Below are 14,593 nucleotides of genomic sequence, written 5' to 3'. Positions count from 1 at the left end.
TCACGGGTTAGCGGGCGACCGCGTCGACGATGGCCGAGAGAGCTGCGGGGATCGCTGCCGCATCCGACCCGCCGCCCTGGGCAAGGTCGTCCTTGCCACCGCCTCCGCCGCCGAGGACCCCGGCAGCGGTGCGGGCCAGCTGGCCTGCTTTCGCCCCGACCTTACGGGCGGCGTCGTTGGTGGCGACGATGACGATCGGGCGGTCGTTCACGGTGGCGGCAAGCGCGACGACGGATGCGTCGGAGCCGAGCCGTTCGCGGACACCCGTTACGAGCGCCCGGAGGTCGTCCTGCGACGCCATCGCTCCGAGTGCTTCGGCGACGATGCGGTAGCCGCCGCCGTCGCGCGCGGACGAGACAAGACCAGGGATGCGTTCGGAGAGCGCACGGGCTTCGAACGACTGGATCTTCTTCTCGGCCTGCTTGAGGCTCGCGACGAGTTCAGCGATGCGGTCAGGCAACTGCTCCCGCGGTGTCTTCAGCGATGAGGTGAGCTGCGACACGATGGCGCGCTCGGCGGCGAGGTCACGGAATGCCTCGAGACCGACGAGCGATTCGACGCGCCGGTTGGTGGAACCGACGCTTGATTCGCTTACGAGGTTGATCATCCCGATCTCGGCGCTCGAGGCGACGTGGGTTCCTGCGCAGAGTTCCCGGGACCACGGTCCGCCGATGTCGACGACTCGGACGACATCGCCGTACTTCTCGCCGAACAGCGCCATCGCACCGAGAGATTTCGCCTCGTCGAGCGGGAGCTCCCTGGTGACGACTTCGAGGTTGTCGCGGATGGCGTTGTTGGAGACCTCTTCGATCTCCGAGCGGGTCTCCGGCGACAGTCCGGAGTTCCAGGTGAAGTCGAGGCGGAGGTACCCGGCCTTGTTGTACGAACCGGACTGGTGCGCGTTCGGCCCGAGGATCTGGCGCAGGGCGGCGTGGATGATGTGGGTGCCGGAGTGGGCCTGTTTCGCACCACGGCGGTAGTCCGCGTCGACGACGCTTTTGGCAAGACTGCCGACACCAACCTCTCCCCGTGAGACCTGGACCTTGTGGCTGATCAGTCCCTTGACGGGCTTCTGGACGTCGAGGACTTCGAGTTCGAAACCGGGGCCGACGATGAGTCCCCGGTCCGCTTCCTGCCCGCCGGACTCCGCGTACAGGGCCGTCTCGGCGAGGATGACTTCGGCGATGTCGCCCGCAGCTGCTGTTGTCACGGAGTGTCCGTCGACGATGAGGCCGAGGATACGCGACTCGGTCTCGAGCTCGGTGTAGCCGGTGAACACCGTCTCACCGTGCGCGCGGAACGCGCTGTACACGGACATGTCGGCGAGAGCCGTCTTCTTCGCCTTCGCGTCTGCCTTCGCCATCGAGCGCTGCTTCGACATGAGGGCGTCGAATGCCGTGCGGTCGACAGACAGCCCGGCCTCTTCGGCGATCTCCAGGGTCAGGTCGATCGGGAAGCCGTATGTGTCGTGCAGCAGGAAGGCTGTGTCGCCTGGCAGCCGCGCGCTTCCGGTGTCCTTGGTCTTCGCGACGGCGAGATCGAGGATGGTGGTTCCGCCGGCCAGTGTGCGGAGGAAGGTCTCTTCTTCGCCGAAAGCGGCCTGGGAGATTCGCGAGTAGTCGTGTTCGACCTCGGGGTACGACGACTTCATGGCGTCGCGTGAGGCCGCGAAGAGTTCGGGGAACGACGCTCCGTCTACGCCGAGCAGGCGCATGGCGCGTACTGTCCTGCGCATCAGACGGCGCAGGATGTACCCGCGGCCCTCGTTCGACGGCGAGACTCCGTCGCTCATGAGCATCAGCGAACTGCGCACATGGTCGGCGATGACGCGCATCCGGACATCATCGCCGTGGTCGGCACCGTAACGGCGGCCGGAGAGTTCGGCTGCGCGATCGAGCACCGGCCGGATCTGGTCGATCTCGTACATGTTCTCGACACCCTGCTTGAGGAACGCGACCCGTTCGAGGCCCATGCCTGTGTCGATGTTCTTGCGCGGCAGTTCCCGCTCGATCCGGAATTCCGTCTTCGAGCGCACATCGCCGATCAGGTACTGCATGAAGACGAGGTTCCAGATTTCGACGTAACGGTCGTCATCCGTCGCCGGTCCGCCTTCGACGCCGTACGCGGGGCCGCGGTCGAAGAAAATCTCCGAGCAGGGGCCAGCGGGGCCGGGCTGGCCGGTGTGCCAGTAGTTGGTGTCCTTGTCCAGGCGCTGGATGCGCTCGTCAGGCAGGCCGGCGATCTTCTTCCACAGCGCGATTGCCTCGTCGTCGTCCTTGTAGACGGTGACCCACAGGTCCTTCTCGTCGAACCCGTATCCCCCGGCGCTCTCCGGTGTGGTGAGCAGCTCCCACGCGTGGGCGATCGCCCCCTCCTTGAAGTAGTCGCCGAACGAGAAGTTTCCGTTCATCTGGAAGAACGTGCCGTGGCGGGGAGTTCTGCCGACCTCTTCGATGTCGTTGGTGCGGATGCACTTCTGCACGCTCGTCGCGCGCGGGTATGGCGCAGGCACCAGCCCGGTGAGGTACGGAACGAAAGGGACCATGCCGGCGACGGTGAACAGCAGCGACGGGTCGTCGGAGACCAGCGAGGCTGAGGGGACGACGGTGTGGCCGCGCTCGGCAAAGAAATCAAGCCAGCGCTGGCGAATATCAGCGGTCTTCATGGGTCCGTTCGAGAAAGTTCAGGGATACGCGAAAACGCGTGGATCAGTTCTTGTTGAGGTCGCCGAGTGCGTCCTCAGCGTTCCGGGCGATGTCGTCGATTCTGTCGCGAAGCTCGGCTTCACGCTCTTTGTACGCATCAGCGACCGTCTCACTGAATTCGCGAAGCTTGATGTCGAGGTCGGCGAAGAATTCCTTGCCGCGCTGCGTTTTGTTGATTTCGTGGGCGACCACGAAACCGGCGCCGATGCCTGCGATCAACCAGAGCAGGTTCTTCATAGGGGCTCCTCCATTACTGTGGGCGCGGATGCTTCCAAGCTATTCATCCTATCGGGCAAGACACGGGCGCCGCCGAATGCCGTTGGGACGCGAAAACGGGGCCGCGGCAATGCCGCGACCCCGTTCAGCGATAAGCGAATCGCTTAGCGAGCTGCGTAGTACTCCACGACGAACTGAACTTCACAGGTCACGGGAACTTCGGCACGCTTCGGGGCGCGCACGAGACGTGCCTGCAGCTTGTCGAGTTCGACCTCGAGGTACGGCGGGAGCTTCGGGAGAACGTCGACGTGTCCGCCGGCCGCTGCAACCTGGAACGGCTCGGTGCCTTCGCTCCGTGCCTTGACGTGGATGAGCTGCCCGGGCTTCACGCGGAAGGACGGACGGTCGACGAGCTGGCCGTCGACGAGGATGTGGCGGTGAACAACCATCTGGCGGGCCTGCGCCGTGGTGCGGGCGATGGCCGAACGCACGAGGAGCGCGTCGAGACGGGTCTCGAGGATCTCGACGAGGTTTTCACCGGTCAGGCCCTTGACGCGACGAGCCTCTTCGAACGCAATCTTCAGCTGCTTCTCGCGGATGCCGTACTGGGCGCGCAGGCGCTGCTTCTCACGAAGCCGCACCGCGTAGTCGGAGTCGGTCTTGCGCTTGGTGCGGCCGTGCTCGCCCGGAGCGTATGGGCGCTTCTCAAGGTACTTGGCTGCCTTCGGGGTGAGGGCGATGCCCAGTGCCCGGGACAGGCGGGTCTTGCTGCGTGTACGTGACTTGGTAGACACGGTTTCCTTTCGATGGAATCTCAAACTGGATGTGCCGGCACGCGCTGAGGCGAACCGGAAAGTCAGAGGGGTGAGCCAGGGGTGTTCGGCTAATGAACACGTCCGTCAACCAGGGTTTTCGCGCAGCCGCTCGCTCAAACCGGGTCTAGGCCAGCAGTAAGCCTAACACGAGGACGGATCAGCCGCGCCCGCCACGCACGATCCGCAGCAGCTTCGCCAGCCGGGACGACACATCCCGTTCGTTGCCGTGCTGGGTGGGCTGGTAGTAGCGCACGCCGCGCAGTTCGTCTGGGAGGTATTGCTGTTCGACGACGCCGACGTCGGCATCGTGCGGGTACCGGTAACCCTTGCCGTGGCCGAGCCGTTTCGCACCGGCGTAGTGGGCGTCGCGCATCGGTTTCGGCACGCGGCCGAAGTTCCCGGCGCGAACGTCGGCGATGGCCCGGTCGATGGCGACGTATGAGGCGTTCGACTTCGCTGCCGTCGCGAGGTACACCACGGCTTCGGCGAGCGGGATGCGCCCTTCAGGCATGCCGATGAACTGCACGGAGTCGGCTGCCGCGACGGCGATGACGAGCGCGTTCGGGTCGGCCATGCCGATGTCCTCGGCCGCCGAGACGATGATCCGTCGCGAGATGAAGCGGGGGTCCTCCCCTGCCTCGATCATCCGGGCCAGGTAATGCAGTGCAGCGTCGACGTCGGAACCGCGGATGGATTTGATGAAGGCGCTGATGACGTCGTAGTGCTCGTCGCCGTTCCGGTCATACCGGAGCAGGGCTCGATCCACAGCCGACGACACCACGTCTGCGGTGATCACCGGGCGGGTGCCGGATGCTGCGGGCGGGGCAGCCGGAATCGCCGACTCCCCTGCATCGTCGCTGTCATCGACGTCGTCGAGATCCGCACCGACCTCGACGGTAACTTCTGCCGAAGGCTCCGCGCCGGTGTTCATGGTCAGGGAGTCAGCACTGACGGATGCCGCCTCCAACGCGGTCAGCGCACGGCGCGCGTCGCCGGAGGCCAGCCGGATGATCGTGTCGCGGGCGTCATCGGTGACCTCGAATCGACCGCCGAGGCCGCGCGGGTCGTCGATGGCCCGGTCGAGGACGACGCGGAGATCCTCGTCGCTGAGCTGCTCGAGTGTCAGGAGCAGCGAACGGGAAAGCAGGGGTGAAATGACCGAGAACGACGGGTTCTCGGTCGTCGCCGCTACAAGGATGACCCAGCCGTTCTCGACACCGGGCAGGAGGGCATCCTGTTGTGCCTTGGTGAATCGGTGGATCTCATCGAGGAACAGGACAGTGGACAGACCATAGAGGTCACGACTGGTCATCGCCTCGTCCATCACCTGCCGTACGTCACGAACGCCAGCCGACACGGCGGACAGTTCGACGAACCGGCGACCCGAGCTGTGGGCGATCGACTGCGCAATGGTTGTCTTGCCTGTGCCTGGCGGCCCCCAGAGGATGACGGACACCGAGCCCTTGTCTCCGGACTTGCTCGTGGCGAGGCTGACCAGAGGAGACCCTGGTTTCAGCAGGTGGCGCTGGCCGGCGACCTCGTCAAGGCTCGTCGGCCGCATTCGGACGGCGAGCGGGACACTGCCTGAGTGCAGCGCTGCTGTCGTATTAGCCATGATGCAAGGCTAGCCGTACCCGCCGACACCGTGTCCGGGCGGCCTCCGCAGCACCCACGACCATTTGGCAGGCAGACCGCGGTGACCGTAAAGTGCAACAGGGTGAGGATGCCACAAGCTCCTCCCCTGCGCGACTGCGCACCGGCACCTTGGAGGATCCACGTGGCACCCAGCAAGATCGACGATCGTGCGGCTCGAGCGAACCGCGAACGTCTCAGGGGATACCGGGCCCGCCAGGCAATGCACCAGTACCGGATTCGCCGTCGTGCACGCGACAACTGGATCGCCGTTCTCGCGATCGTCGCGGTCGCCGCAGGCGCCACATTCGCGCAGCTCGCCTATTTCTCGGCAGGACCAGGCAAACCGGTCGCTTCCGCTGAGCCGGAGCCGACTGAGACCGCTCCGCCCACCGGTGAGAACGTGGGCAGCGTGCCGGATCCGGACCTGGCCGAGGGCCGGACCTGGGCCGGCACGCTGAGCATCAACGACGTGCCGCTCGGGATCGAACTCGACGGCGCCGCCGCACCGCAGGGCGTCGCCTCGTTCGTTTCCCTCACCCAGAGCGGTTTCTACACCGGGGTCTCCTGTCACCGCCTCACCAACGGCGGCTTCTTCGTGCTTCAGTGCGGCGACCCGGAGGGCGACGGCAGCGGCGGCCCCGGTTACAGCTACGGCCCTGTCGAGAACGCCCCGGCGGATGACGTCTACCCCGCCGGAACAATCGCCATGGCCAGGCAGAGCGGCGATGCGTACAGCAACGGCAGCCAGTTCTTCATCGTCTACGAAGAGACCACGATCCCCTCGGATGCCGCCGGCGGCTACACCGTGCTCGGCACCGTGACATCGGGACTCGACGAACTGAAAACGGCAGTGATCGACAAGGGCATCGAGGGCGGCGCCACAGACGGCCCGCCGACTGTCCCGGTAGCGATCACCGGTGTCAGCGTCGAATAGCTATCCCGGGCGCAACCCCCGACGTAATAGGCTTGAGCAGAGTTTCCGGTCACACGCGAGTGTGACACCCACAGCAAGGTGAGGCACGTGTCCAATTCAGAGCAGCAACCATGGGGTCGCGTCGACGAGTCCGGCGCCGTCTTCGTCCGCGAGGGTGACGACTGGCGCGAGGTCGGCCAGTACCCCGATGGCACCGCCGAAGAGGCTCTCGCCTACTTCGAGCGCAAGTTCATCGACCTGGCAGGCCAGGTGACGCTCCTCGAGCAGCGCGTGAAGCGGGGAGCACCGGCTGCGGATGTCGCATCGGCTGTTGCCCGCCTTGCCAAGAATCTTGATGGCGCGAACGCCGTCGGCGACCTCGAGAGCCTCAAGGCGCGGGTCGCTGCGCTCGACAGCACCGTCGGTGAGCTGACCGAACAGCGGGGCGAGGAGGCGAAGGCCGCCGTCGCCGAGGCGCTGGCCGCGCGGACCGCGATCGTCCAGGAAGCTGAGAAGCTGGCCGCGCAGGACCCAGCGAAAGCGCAGTGGAAGAACACCACCGAGCAGATCAACGCGTTGTTCGCACAGTGGCAGACGCACCAGCAGGAAGGTCCGAAGCTGCCCAAGGGCGAAGCGAACGACCTCTGGAAGCGCTTCCGTTCCGCCAAGTCGACGATCGAGCAGAACCGTCGTGCGTTCTTCGCCGAGCTCGACACCGTGCACAAGGACGCGAAGTCCCGCAAGCAGGCGCTGATCGAGAAAGCCGAAGCCCTTATCGAAAAAGGTGTCGACGGCATCCCCGGCTATCGTGCGCTCCTCGACGAGTGGAAGCAGTCCGGTCGCGCGGGCAAGCGGCACGACGACGCACTGTGGGCCAGGTTCAAGGCCGCCGGTGACGCGATCTACGCGGCGAAGTCCGAGGTGGATGCTCGCGACAACGCAGAGTTCCAGGGAAACCTCGACGCGAAGCTCGCCCTTCTGGACGAGGCAGAGCCCCTTCTGGTCGAAAAAGACCGCGACAAGGTGCGTTCAGCGCTTGCTGATATCCAGCGCCGTTGGGACGAGATCGGTAAGGTTCCCCGCGACCAGGTCAAGAACGTCGAGGACCGGCTGCGCAAGGTGGAACAGCACCTGCGCACGCTCGATGATGACCACTGGAAGCGCAACAACCCCGAGACGAAGGCGCGAACCGAGGGTCTCGCCGGGCAGCTGAACGCCGCCATCGCGAAGCTCGAAAGCGAACTCGAGGAGGCGAAGGTATCAGGCGATCAGGCTCGGATCGCCGAGGCTACCGACGCTCTCGAGGCCCGCAAGCTGTGGCTTAACGCCCTGTCCTGATGGCAACGTCCGCGGGGCGGTCCCGGCGTTCCCGACCCGCCCCACCGCCCGCCGCGTCACGCCGTTCCCGCCGGGTCGTGCTGAGCGTTCTCGTGTCTGCTCTCATCGGCTTCGCCGTCGTGAGCTGGCTCAGTTATGGCAGGAAGTACCTCGCTGAGCCGGTCGACCTCTGGTGGAGCGAACTCATGCTCGAACAACGAAGCGACGTCGGGCTCGTGCTGGCCTGGATCCCTGCTGTCATCGGTGGCCCGATCCCGATGCTGCTCATCGGGCTGACCATGGTCGGGACGTTCCTCTACCTCCGCTGGAAGGTCGTGGCGTTGACGGTGGCCGCAGCGATGGTGACGTCGGTGGCCCTCGCGGCGCCGCTCGCCGCGGTAGTGGCCAGAACGAGGCCCGAGAACTCTCTCGCTGAAACGGTGCCGACGTCGTTCCCATCCGGCCACACCGCCATGGCTGCCACGGTTGTCCTCGTCCTGGCGTTGATTTTCCGCCGGTGGCTCCTGTGGGTTCTCGGCGCCCTCTGGGTCGTAGCCATGGGTTGGTGCCGAACCTACCTCCAGGCGCACTGGCTCACCGATGTCGTCGCCGGCGCCCTCCTCGGAATCATTGCGGGCGCCCTGGCGTGGCTGGTCATCGAGACGATCCGCGGCCGGCGGGCCCGGGTCGAGCGCGACACGAGCGTTGCGGAGCCACTCCCCTCCTGAGCTGCAGAACTCTCCACACCCGGGAATGTCAAGCGGGCTCTGCACAGTTCGGCTGAACGGCGGGTTCCTCGGCGAGAAACAGGCAGGCTGTCGTCGTGGCCCGCATGACAAGTGTTCTTACCCCCGCGATCCTCCCCGCAGCCGAGTTGGCCGCGGCGAGGCTCGACGGCGATCTCTTCGCCGTCGATGAGGGGTGGGTCTGCGCGGACGAACCGGACAGGGCCGAACTCCGCGCAACCGCCGTCGCTGCACTGCTGCCGGAATCGGCAAGCTCCGGCCGGCTCATCATGATCGGGCTGACCGCGGCCTGGCTGCACGGGGCAACCGACGCTCCGCCGTGGCGCCACGAAGTCTGCGCGCGAATCGGGGAACGCGCCTCAGTGCGGTTGCCGCGGCGGTTCTTGCTGCGGGAGCTCGCGCTCACCGAGGCAGACGAGTGTCTGGTCGGTGGGCTGCGTGTGACGACGCCGACCAGGACCGTATTCGACCTCGCACGACGACCGGCGCCGGGAGACAGGGAACTGTTCGCCATCGACAGCCTCGTGCGGGCGTTCGCGATACGTCCGGAGAACCTTGCCGACAGCATCCGAGAAAGAGCGCCAGGCGCGAGGCTGGCAGTGGAACGGATCAGGGAGGTGTCGGCTCAGCCGCCGTTGACCCGGTAGACGTCGTAGACAGCGTCGATCCTGCGGACGGCGTTGAGCACCCGGTCCAGGTGGGTGGTGTCGCCCATCTCGAACACGAACCGGCTGATCGCCAGCCGGTTGGTCGACGTCGACACCGTCGCGGAGAGGATGTTGACGTGGTGCTCGCTGAGCACCCGGGTGACATCGCTGAGCAGTCCGGCACGATCGAGGGCCTCGACTTGGATGTTGACGAGGAAGACGCTCTTCGATGTCGGAGCCCACTCCACGTCGATCATCCGCTCAGGTTCCTTGAGCAGCTCCTGCACGTTGTGGCAGTCGCTGCGGTGAACGGAAACCCCGGACCCGCGGGTGACGAAGCCGACGATGTCGTCGCCGGGCACGGGAGTGCAGCACTTCGACATCTTGACGAGAATGTCGGGTGCACCACGCACCAGCACACCTGAGTCGCTGTGCGGCAGCCTGCGGGTGCGCCCGCGGACCGGGAAGTCGATGGCCTCGACCTCGGCCTCGCTGTCGCCCTGGAGCAGTGCGGCGACCTTCTCGAGCACCGACTGGGTCGAAACATGGCCTTCACCGACGGCGGCGTACAGGGCTGAGACGTCCTCGTACCTCATCTGCGCTGCGACCTCGGCGAACGAGTCCTGGCTCATCAGCTTCTGCAGAGGCAGATTCTGTTTGCGCATGGCACGGGCGATGGCATCCTTGCCTTGCTCGATCGCCTCGTCGCGGCGTTCCTTGGTGAACCACTGACGGATCTTGTTGCGCGCGCGTGTGCTCTTGACGAAGTTCAGCCAGTCCTGGCTGGGCCCTGAGTCCGGGTTTTTCGAGGTGAACACCTCGACCACCTCACCGCTGTTGAGCTCCGTCTCGAGTGGAACGAGCCGCCCGTTGACCTTGGCGCCCATGGTTCGGTGTCCGACTTCGGTGTGCACACCGTAGGCGAAGTCCACCGGCGTCGCTCCAGCTGGGAGCCCGATCACCCGGCCCTTCGGTGTGAAGACGTAGACCTCTTTCGCCCCGATCTCGAAGCGCAGGGAGTCGAGGAACTCCCCCGGGTCCGCGGTTTCCGCCTGCCAGTCGGAGATGTGGGCGAGCCAGACCATGTCGTTCTCGTTGGCTTTCGCGCCGGCACTCGACTTGCCGTTGACGTTCTCCTTGTACTTCCAGTGAGCGGCGACACCGTACTCCGCATGTTGATGCATCTCATGGGTACGGATCTGGATCTCGACGCTCTTGCCACCGGGGCCGATGACCGTGGTATGCAGCGACTGGTACAGGTTGAACTTCGGGGTGGCGATGTAATCCTTGAACCGGCCAGGGATCGGGGTCCACCGCGCGTGGATCGCGCCGAGCACCGCGTAACAGTCCCGAACGGAATTCACGAGGATCCGGATACCGATGAGGTCGTAGATCTCATCGAAATCTCGGCCTCGGACGATCATCTTCTGGTAGATCGAGTAGTACTGTTTCGGCCGGCCGACGACCTGGCCTCGGATCTTCGCGGCTTTGAGGTCGTCGTTGACGGTGTCGATCACCTGGTGCACGAGCTCTTCACGCTGTGGTGTGCGCTGCTTGACGAGACTTTCGATTTCGGCGTACAGCTTCGGGTAGAGCACCGCGAAGGAGAGGTCTTCCAGCTCCCATTTGATCGTCTGGATACCGAGACGGTGAGCGAGAGGTGTGTAGATCTCGAGGGTCTCTGTCGCCTTCTTCGCCGCCTTCTCAGGGGGGACGAATCCCCAGGTGCGGGCGTTGTGCAGGCGGTCGGCGAGTTTGATCACGAGGACGCGGATGTCCTTCGACATCGCCACGATCATCTTGCGGACCGTCTCGGCCTGCGCACTCTCGCCGTACTTGACCTTGTCGAGTTTCGTGACGCCGTCGACGAGCATGGCGACCTCGTCGCCGAACTCCGCCCGCAACTCGTCGAGGGGGTAGCCGGTGTCCTCGACGGTGTCGTGCAAGAGCGCGGCCGCGAGGGTTTTCGGGCCGATACCGAGATCGGCCAGGATCTGCGCCACCGCGACCGGATGGGTGATGTACGGTTCGCCGCTCTGCCGCTTCTGCCCGCGGTGAGCCTTCTCCGCGACGGTGTATGCCCGTTCGATGATCGAGAGGTCGGCTTTGGGATGGTGCATCCGGGCTGTGCGGATCAGCCGGTCGACGGCGCCGACCGGCTGGGCCTTCGAGAAGATCCGAGGAACGAGGCGGCGCAGCGAGGCGCTCGACGATTGTGTCTCAGTCATCGCTTGCCTCCTTACGCTCTATTATCCCGCGGAAATACTGGTGTCAGATCGCCGGTGCGATATCGGGCTCGACCGAACGCTTCCTGGCCTCCAGGATGCGCGCGTCGCGCTTGCGGATCTCTGGTTCGTTCTGCCGGAACAGTGCGTACAGAGGCGCCGCCACGAAGATCGTGGAGTAGGTGGCGACGAGGATTCCCACGAAGAGCGAGAGCGAAATGTCGCGGAGTGTTTCGGCGCCGAGCACGAAGTCACCGATCAGAAGAATGGATGCCACCGGCAGAGCCGCCACGACCGACGTGTTGATCGATCGCACAAGCGTCTGGTTCACGGCGAGGTTCACCGATTCGGCGAAGGTCCTCGTCGAATTCTCACCGTCCTCGCTGGTGTTCTCCCGGATCTTGTCGAAGACGACGACCGTGTCGTAGAGCGAGTAACCCAGGATGGTGAGGAAGCCGATGATGGCCGCTGGGCTGATTTCGAACCCGCTGAGCGAGTACACGCCGAGGGTGATGATGAGCACGTCGAGCAGGGCGATCATCGCCGCCGCCGACATCTTCCACGTTCGGAAGTACAGCGCCATGATGAGGAAGGCAAGGGCAAGGAAGATCACGAGACCGGTGAGGGCCTGCCGGGTGACGTCCTGACCCCACGACGCGCCGATGAACGACGTTGTGACCGCACTCGTGTCCACGTCGAAGGCGGTGGCCAGGGCCTCGGTGACGTCGTCGGTCTCGGCGTTGGTCAGCTGGTTCGTCTGCACCCGCACCGAGTCGTTGCCGACCGTTGTGACTTTCGCGACCGCTTCCGGAACAACGCCGGCGACAGCATCCGTCGCCTTGTCCTGGTCGGCGGATGCCACGGGCGATATGGTGAACTGCGACCCGCCGGTGAACTCGAAGCTGAGGTTGAAGCCGCCCTTGACGATCGGGACGAGGATCGAGAACAGCACGAGCGCGATCGCGACGCTGAACCAGACTCTGCGGTTGGCTACGAAGTTGATCGAGCGCTTACCGGTGTAGAGGTCGTTGCCGAATGTGGTCAGGCTTGCCATTAGGAATCCTTCTCCTGGCTCTTTGTACCGCCAGTGGCGATCAGTTCGGCCTGTTTGCGTTCCGCGATCGTCTGGCGTTTGGTCGCCTCACGGCTGGACTTTGCTGCTTTCCCCCTGCTGACCTCGGTCGGCGCACGGAACTGGGCACGACCCCGGTAGACAGCACCAAGGGCGTTCGGGTCGAGCCCGGACAGCGGGTGGCCGCTGGAGAAGAATCGGGTGCGAGCGAGAAGCTGAAGCATCGGGTGGGTGAAGAGGAGAACGACGATAACGTCGATCACCGTGGTGACCCCGAGGGTGAACGCGAATCCCTTCACGTTGCCGACGGCGAGCACGTACAGCACGAGCGCGGCGAGCACGTTCACGCCCTTCGACGCGTAGATCGTCCGTTTGGCGCGACGCCAGCCGGCTTCGACCGCCGACTCGAGGCCCCGACCGTCGCGCAGTTCGTCGCGGATTCGCTCGAAGTACACGATGAACGAGTCCGCCGTGAACCCGATCGCGACGATCAACCCCGCGACACCGGCGAGTGAGAGCCGATAGCCGTTGCGCCACGACAGGATTGCGATCACGAGGTACGTCAGGACACCGGCAACGACAAGGGATGCGAGAGTCACGAGGCCGAGAAGGCGGTACTGGAAGAGTGTGTAAATGGCGACGAGGACGAGGCCGATAATGCCGGCGAGGATACCGATCTGAAGCTGGCTGGAGCCGAGCGTCGCTGAGATCTGGTCCGAACTCTGCACGGTGAAGCTGATCGGCAGTGCGCCGTACTTCAGCTGGTCGGCGAGGGTCTTCGAGGACTCCTGGGTGAAGTTTCCCGAGATCTCGGGTCGACCGTCCGCGATGACGGCGAGCGTCTGCGGTGCGGAGATGACCTGGTTGTCGAGCACGATGGCGAACTGGTTCTGCGGGCTTTGCAGGCCGTTCAGCCGGCTGGTGACGTCGGCGAACTCCTGGGTGCCCTCGCTGTTGAACCGGAGGTTGACTGCCCATTCGCCGGTGGTCGCGCCACTCTGGGTGGTGCGCATGCCGTTCGTGGCGTCGGTGATCTGGGACCCTTCGACCTCGACCGGGCCCAGAATGTACTTCACGCTGCCGTCCGCCTCACAGGCGATGATCGGCCCGTCGGCTGGCTGCACAACCCCGGCCTCGATGGGCTGGCCGCAGTCGAAAGCCTGGAACGCGGCCTGCAGCGCTGGGGTCACCTGGCTGAGATCGCTGGCGTCGGTGGGCTTTGCGGTCGGGGTGCTCGGCAGCGCGGGGTCCGGCGTCGGGTACGGCGTCTCCTCGCCGTCCTCCCCCACAAACGTGTTGGAGGGCTGACCGGCGACAAGCACCGGGCGGAATTCGAGCTTCGCGGATGCCTCGATGCGCTTGCGGGTCTCCTCATCGGCTTCACCGGGGATGGAGACGACGACGTTGTTGCCCTCAGTGTTGACCTCGGCCTCTGACACTCCCGACGCATCCACGCGCTGGCGGATGATGGACACAGCCTGGTTGAGCTGCTCCTGCGTCGCCTGGCTGCCGTCCTCGATGTTCGGCTTGAGGATGATCTGCGTGCCGCCCTCGAGGTCGAGCGCGAGCTTGGGTGCCCAGCTCGCGTTGCTCAGGAGGATGCCGCCGATCAGGATGGCGAGGAGTGCAAGGGTGGTGACACCCAGCCAGGTCAGGGAGCGCCCGGCCATGCGGGTAGGCGACAACTTCGTCTGTGCCAACGGCGTACTCAGCTTTCTGTGACCGCCCATCGCAGCCGGAAGGCGGGACGGACGCTTCGAGGTATTGCAGATTCCGGGGCGGGCGCCGACAGCGCGCCTCGCCCCTCGAGCAGACTACTGGTCGGTGTTCTTCTCACGTGAATCGGAAGCCGGCTTGGTGTCCGTGGGCTCAGCGATCTCGCCGAACTCAGGCGCTGCCGGGTAGGCTGCATGGTCTTCGTTTACCTGCTCCGGGGCGACCTCGGTGACGTCGTCGGCAGGCTCGGTGGTCCGCTCCTCATCGAGGAAACGGACGATGGTCTGCTTGTGGACGGTGAGCACGTTGCCCGGGCTGGTCTCGACCTGGACCTTTTCGTCGTTGACGCTGAGAATGGTGCCGAAGACACCGAAGTTGGTCATCACTTCTGCGCCTGGGACGATCTTCGTCTGCTTCTCTTCGAGGTCCTTCTTGCGCTTCTGTCCGTTCCGGAACATGAAGAAGATGAGGACGGCGAGAATGGCAAGCATGCCGATGCTGAGCGGGTCAAGAATCATGGGTTCTGTGATGCCTTCCGCGATGAGAACACCGCAAGGTTAGGGGATGGGCCGATAGGCCAATTAAG

12 protein-coding genes are annotated in these 14,593 nt (G+C 65.0%); 4 read left to right on the top strand and 8 right to left on the bottom strand.

The genetic code is table 11. The features are described from left to right. Positions 1-7 precede the first annotated feature (7 nt). The 4 genes from alaS to JWP90_RS03940 all read right to left on the bottom strand — a co-directional run bounded on the left by alaS (position 8) and on the right by JWP90_RS03940 (position 5,351). The gene (gene alaS / locus JWP90_RS03955) at positions 8-2,665 is read right to left on the bottom strand and encodes an alanine--tRNA ligase (RefSeq protein ID WP_297359949.1); all 2,658 of its coding nucleotides are present in this window, start codon (positions 2,663-2,665) and stop codon (positions 8-10) included. Positions 2,666-2,708: 43 nt separating this feature from the next. Continuing rightward, positions 2,709-2,942, bottom strand: a complete 234-nt coding sequence (locus JWP90_RS03950) for a hypothetical protein (RefSeq protein ID WP_297359946.1) — start codon at positions 2,940-2,942, stop codon at positions 2,709-2,711. 143 nt (positions 2,943-3,085) lie between these two features. Then, positions 3,086-3,715 (bottom strand): 30S ribosomal protein S4, encoded by a 630-nt coding sequence (rpsD, locus tag JWP90_RS03945; RefSeq protein ID WP_297359944.1) that lies wholly within the window; start codon positions 3,713-3,715, stop codon positions 3,086-3,088. Positions 3,716-3,893: 178 nt separating this feature from the next. Beyond that, the gene (locus tag JWP90_RS03940) at positions 3,894-5,351 is read right to left on the bottom strand and encodes a replication-associated recombination protein A (RefSeq protein WP_297359942.1); all 1,458 of its coding nucleotides are present in this window, start codon (positions 5,349-5,351) and stop codon (positions 3,894-3,896) included. A gap of 162 nt (positions 5,352-5,513) precedes the next feature. Here JWP90_RS03940 and JWP90_RS03935 point away from each other — a divergent pair, with 162 nt between their 5' ends. The 4 genes from JWP90_RS03935 (at position 5,514) to JWP90_RS03920 (ending at position 8,994) form a co-directional block, all read left to right on the top strand. Beyond that, positions 5,514-6,305, top strand: a complete 792-nt coding sequence (locus tag JWP90_RS03935; RefSeq protein ID WP_297359939.1) for a peptidylprolyl isomerase — start codon at positions 5,514-5,516, stop codon at positions 6,303-6,305. An 87-nt stretch (positions 6,306-6,392) separates the two neighbouring features. Next, complete coding sequence (locus tag JWP90_RS03930; RefSeq protein ID WP_297359934.1) at positions 6,393-7,622, top strand: DUF349 domain-containing protein; 1,230 nt, start codon at positions 6,393-6,395, stop codon at positions 7,620-7,622. 77 nt (positions 7,623-7,699) lie between these two features. Further along, the gene (locus JWP90_RS03925; protein ID WP_297359931.1) at positions 7,700-8,329 is read left to right on the top strand and encodes a phosphatase PAP2 family protein; all 630 of its coding nucleotides are present in this window, start codon (positions 7,700-7,702) and stop codon (positions 8,327-8,329) included. A gap of 104 nt (positions 8,330-8,433) precedes the next feature. After that, complete coding sequence (locus tag JWP90_RS03920; RefSeq protein WP_297360083.1) at positions 8,434-8,994, top strand: type IV toxin-antitoxin system AbiEi family antitoxin; 561 nt, start codon at positions 8,434-8,436, stop codon at positions 8,992-8,994. Here the strand turns inward: JWP90_RS03920 and JWP90_RS03915 are convergent. The 4 genes from JWP90_RS03915 to yajC all read right to left on the bottom strand — a co-directional run bounded on the left by JWP90_RS03915 (position 8,973) and on the right by yajC (position 14,525). Beyond that, the gene (locus tag JWP90_RS03915; protein ID WP_297359928.1) at positions 8,973-11,222 is read right to left on the bottom strand and encodes a bifunctional (p)ppGpp synthetase/guanosine-3',5'-bis(diphosphate) 3'-pyrophosphohydrolase; all 2,250 of its coding nucleotides are present in this window, start codon (positions 11,220-11,222) and stop codon (positions 8,973-8,975) included. The genes JWP90_RS03920 and JWP90_RS03915 overlap by 22 nt on opposite strands. Positions 11,223-11,265: 43 nt before the next feature. Then, positions 11,266-12,273: a protein translocase subunit SecF gene (gene secF, locus JWP90_RS03910; RefSeq protein ID WP_297359925.1), complete on the bottom strand. Its 1,008-nt coding sequence runs from the start codon at positions 12,271-12,273 to the stop codon at positions 11,266-11,268. Beyond that, positions 12,273-13,961, bottom strand: coding sequence for a protein translocase subunit SecD (gene secD, locus JWP90_RS03905; protein ID WP_297359920.1), 1,689 nt, complete (start codon positions 13,959-13,961; stop codon positions 12,273-12,275). The genes secF and secD overlap by 1 nt, the downstream gene beginning before the upstream one ends. A gap of 144 nt (positions 13,962-14,105) precedes the next feature. After that, positions 14,106-14,525 (bottom strand): preprotein translocase subunit YajC, encoded by a 420-nt coding sequence (gene yajC, locus JWP90_RS03900; RefSeq protein ID WP_297359917.1) that lies wholly within the window; start codon positions 14,523-14,525, stop codon positions 14,106-14,108. Positions 14,526-14,593: the final 68 nt, after the last annotated feature.

This window comes from Mycetocola sp. (genome assembly GCF_025464835.1).
Classification (GTDB): domain Bacteria; phylum Actinomycetota; class Actinomycetes; order Actinomycetales; family Microbacteriaceae; genus Mycetocola_A.
Note: the sequence above shows the minus strand (reverse complement) of the source record. Positions and strands in the feature narration are given on the sequence as shown.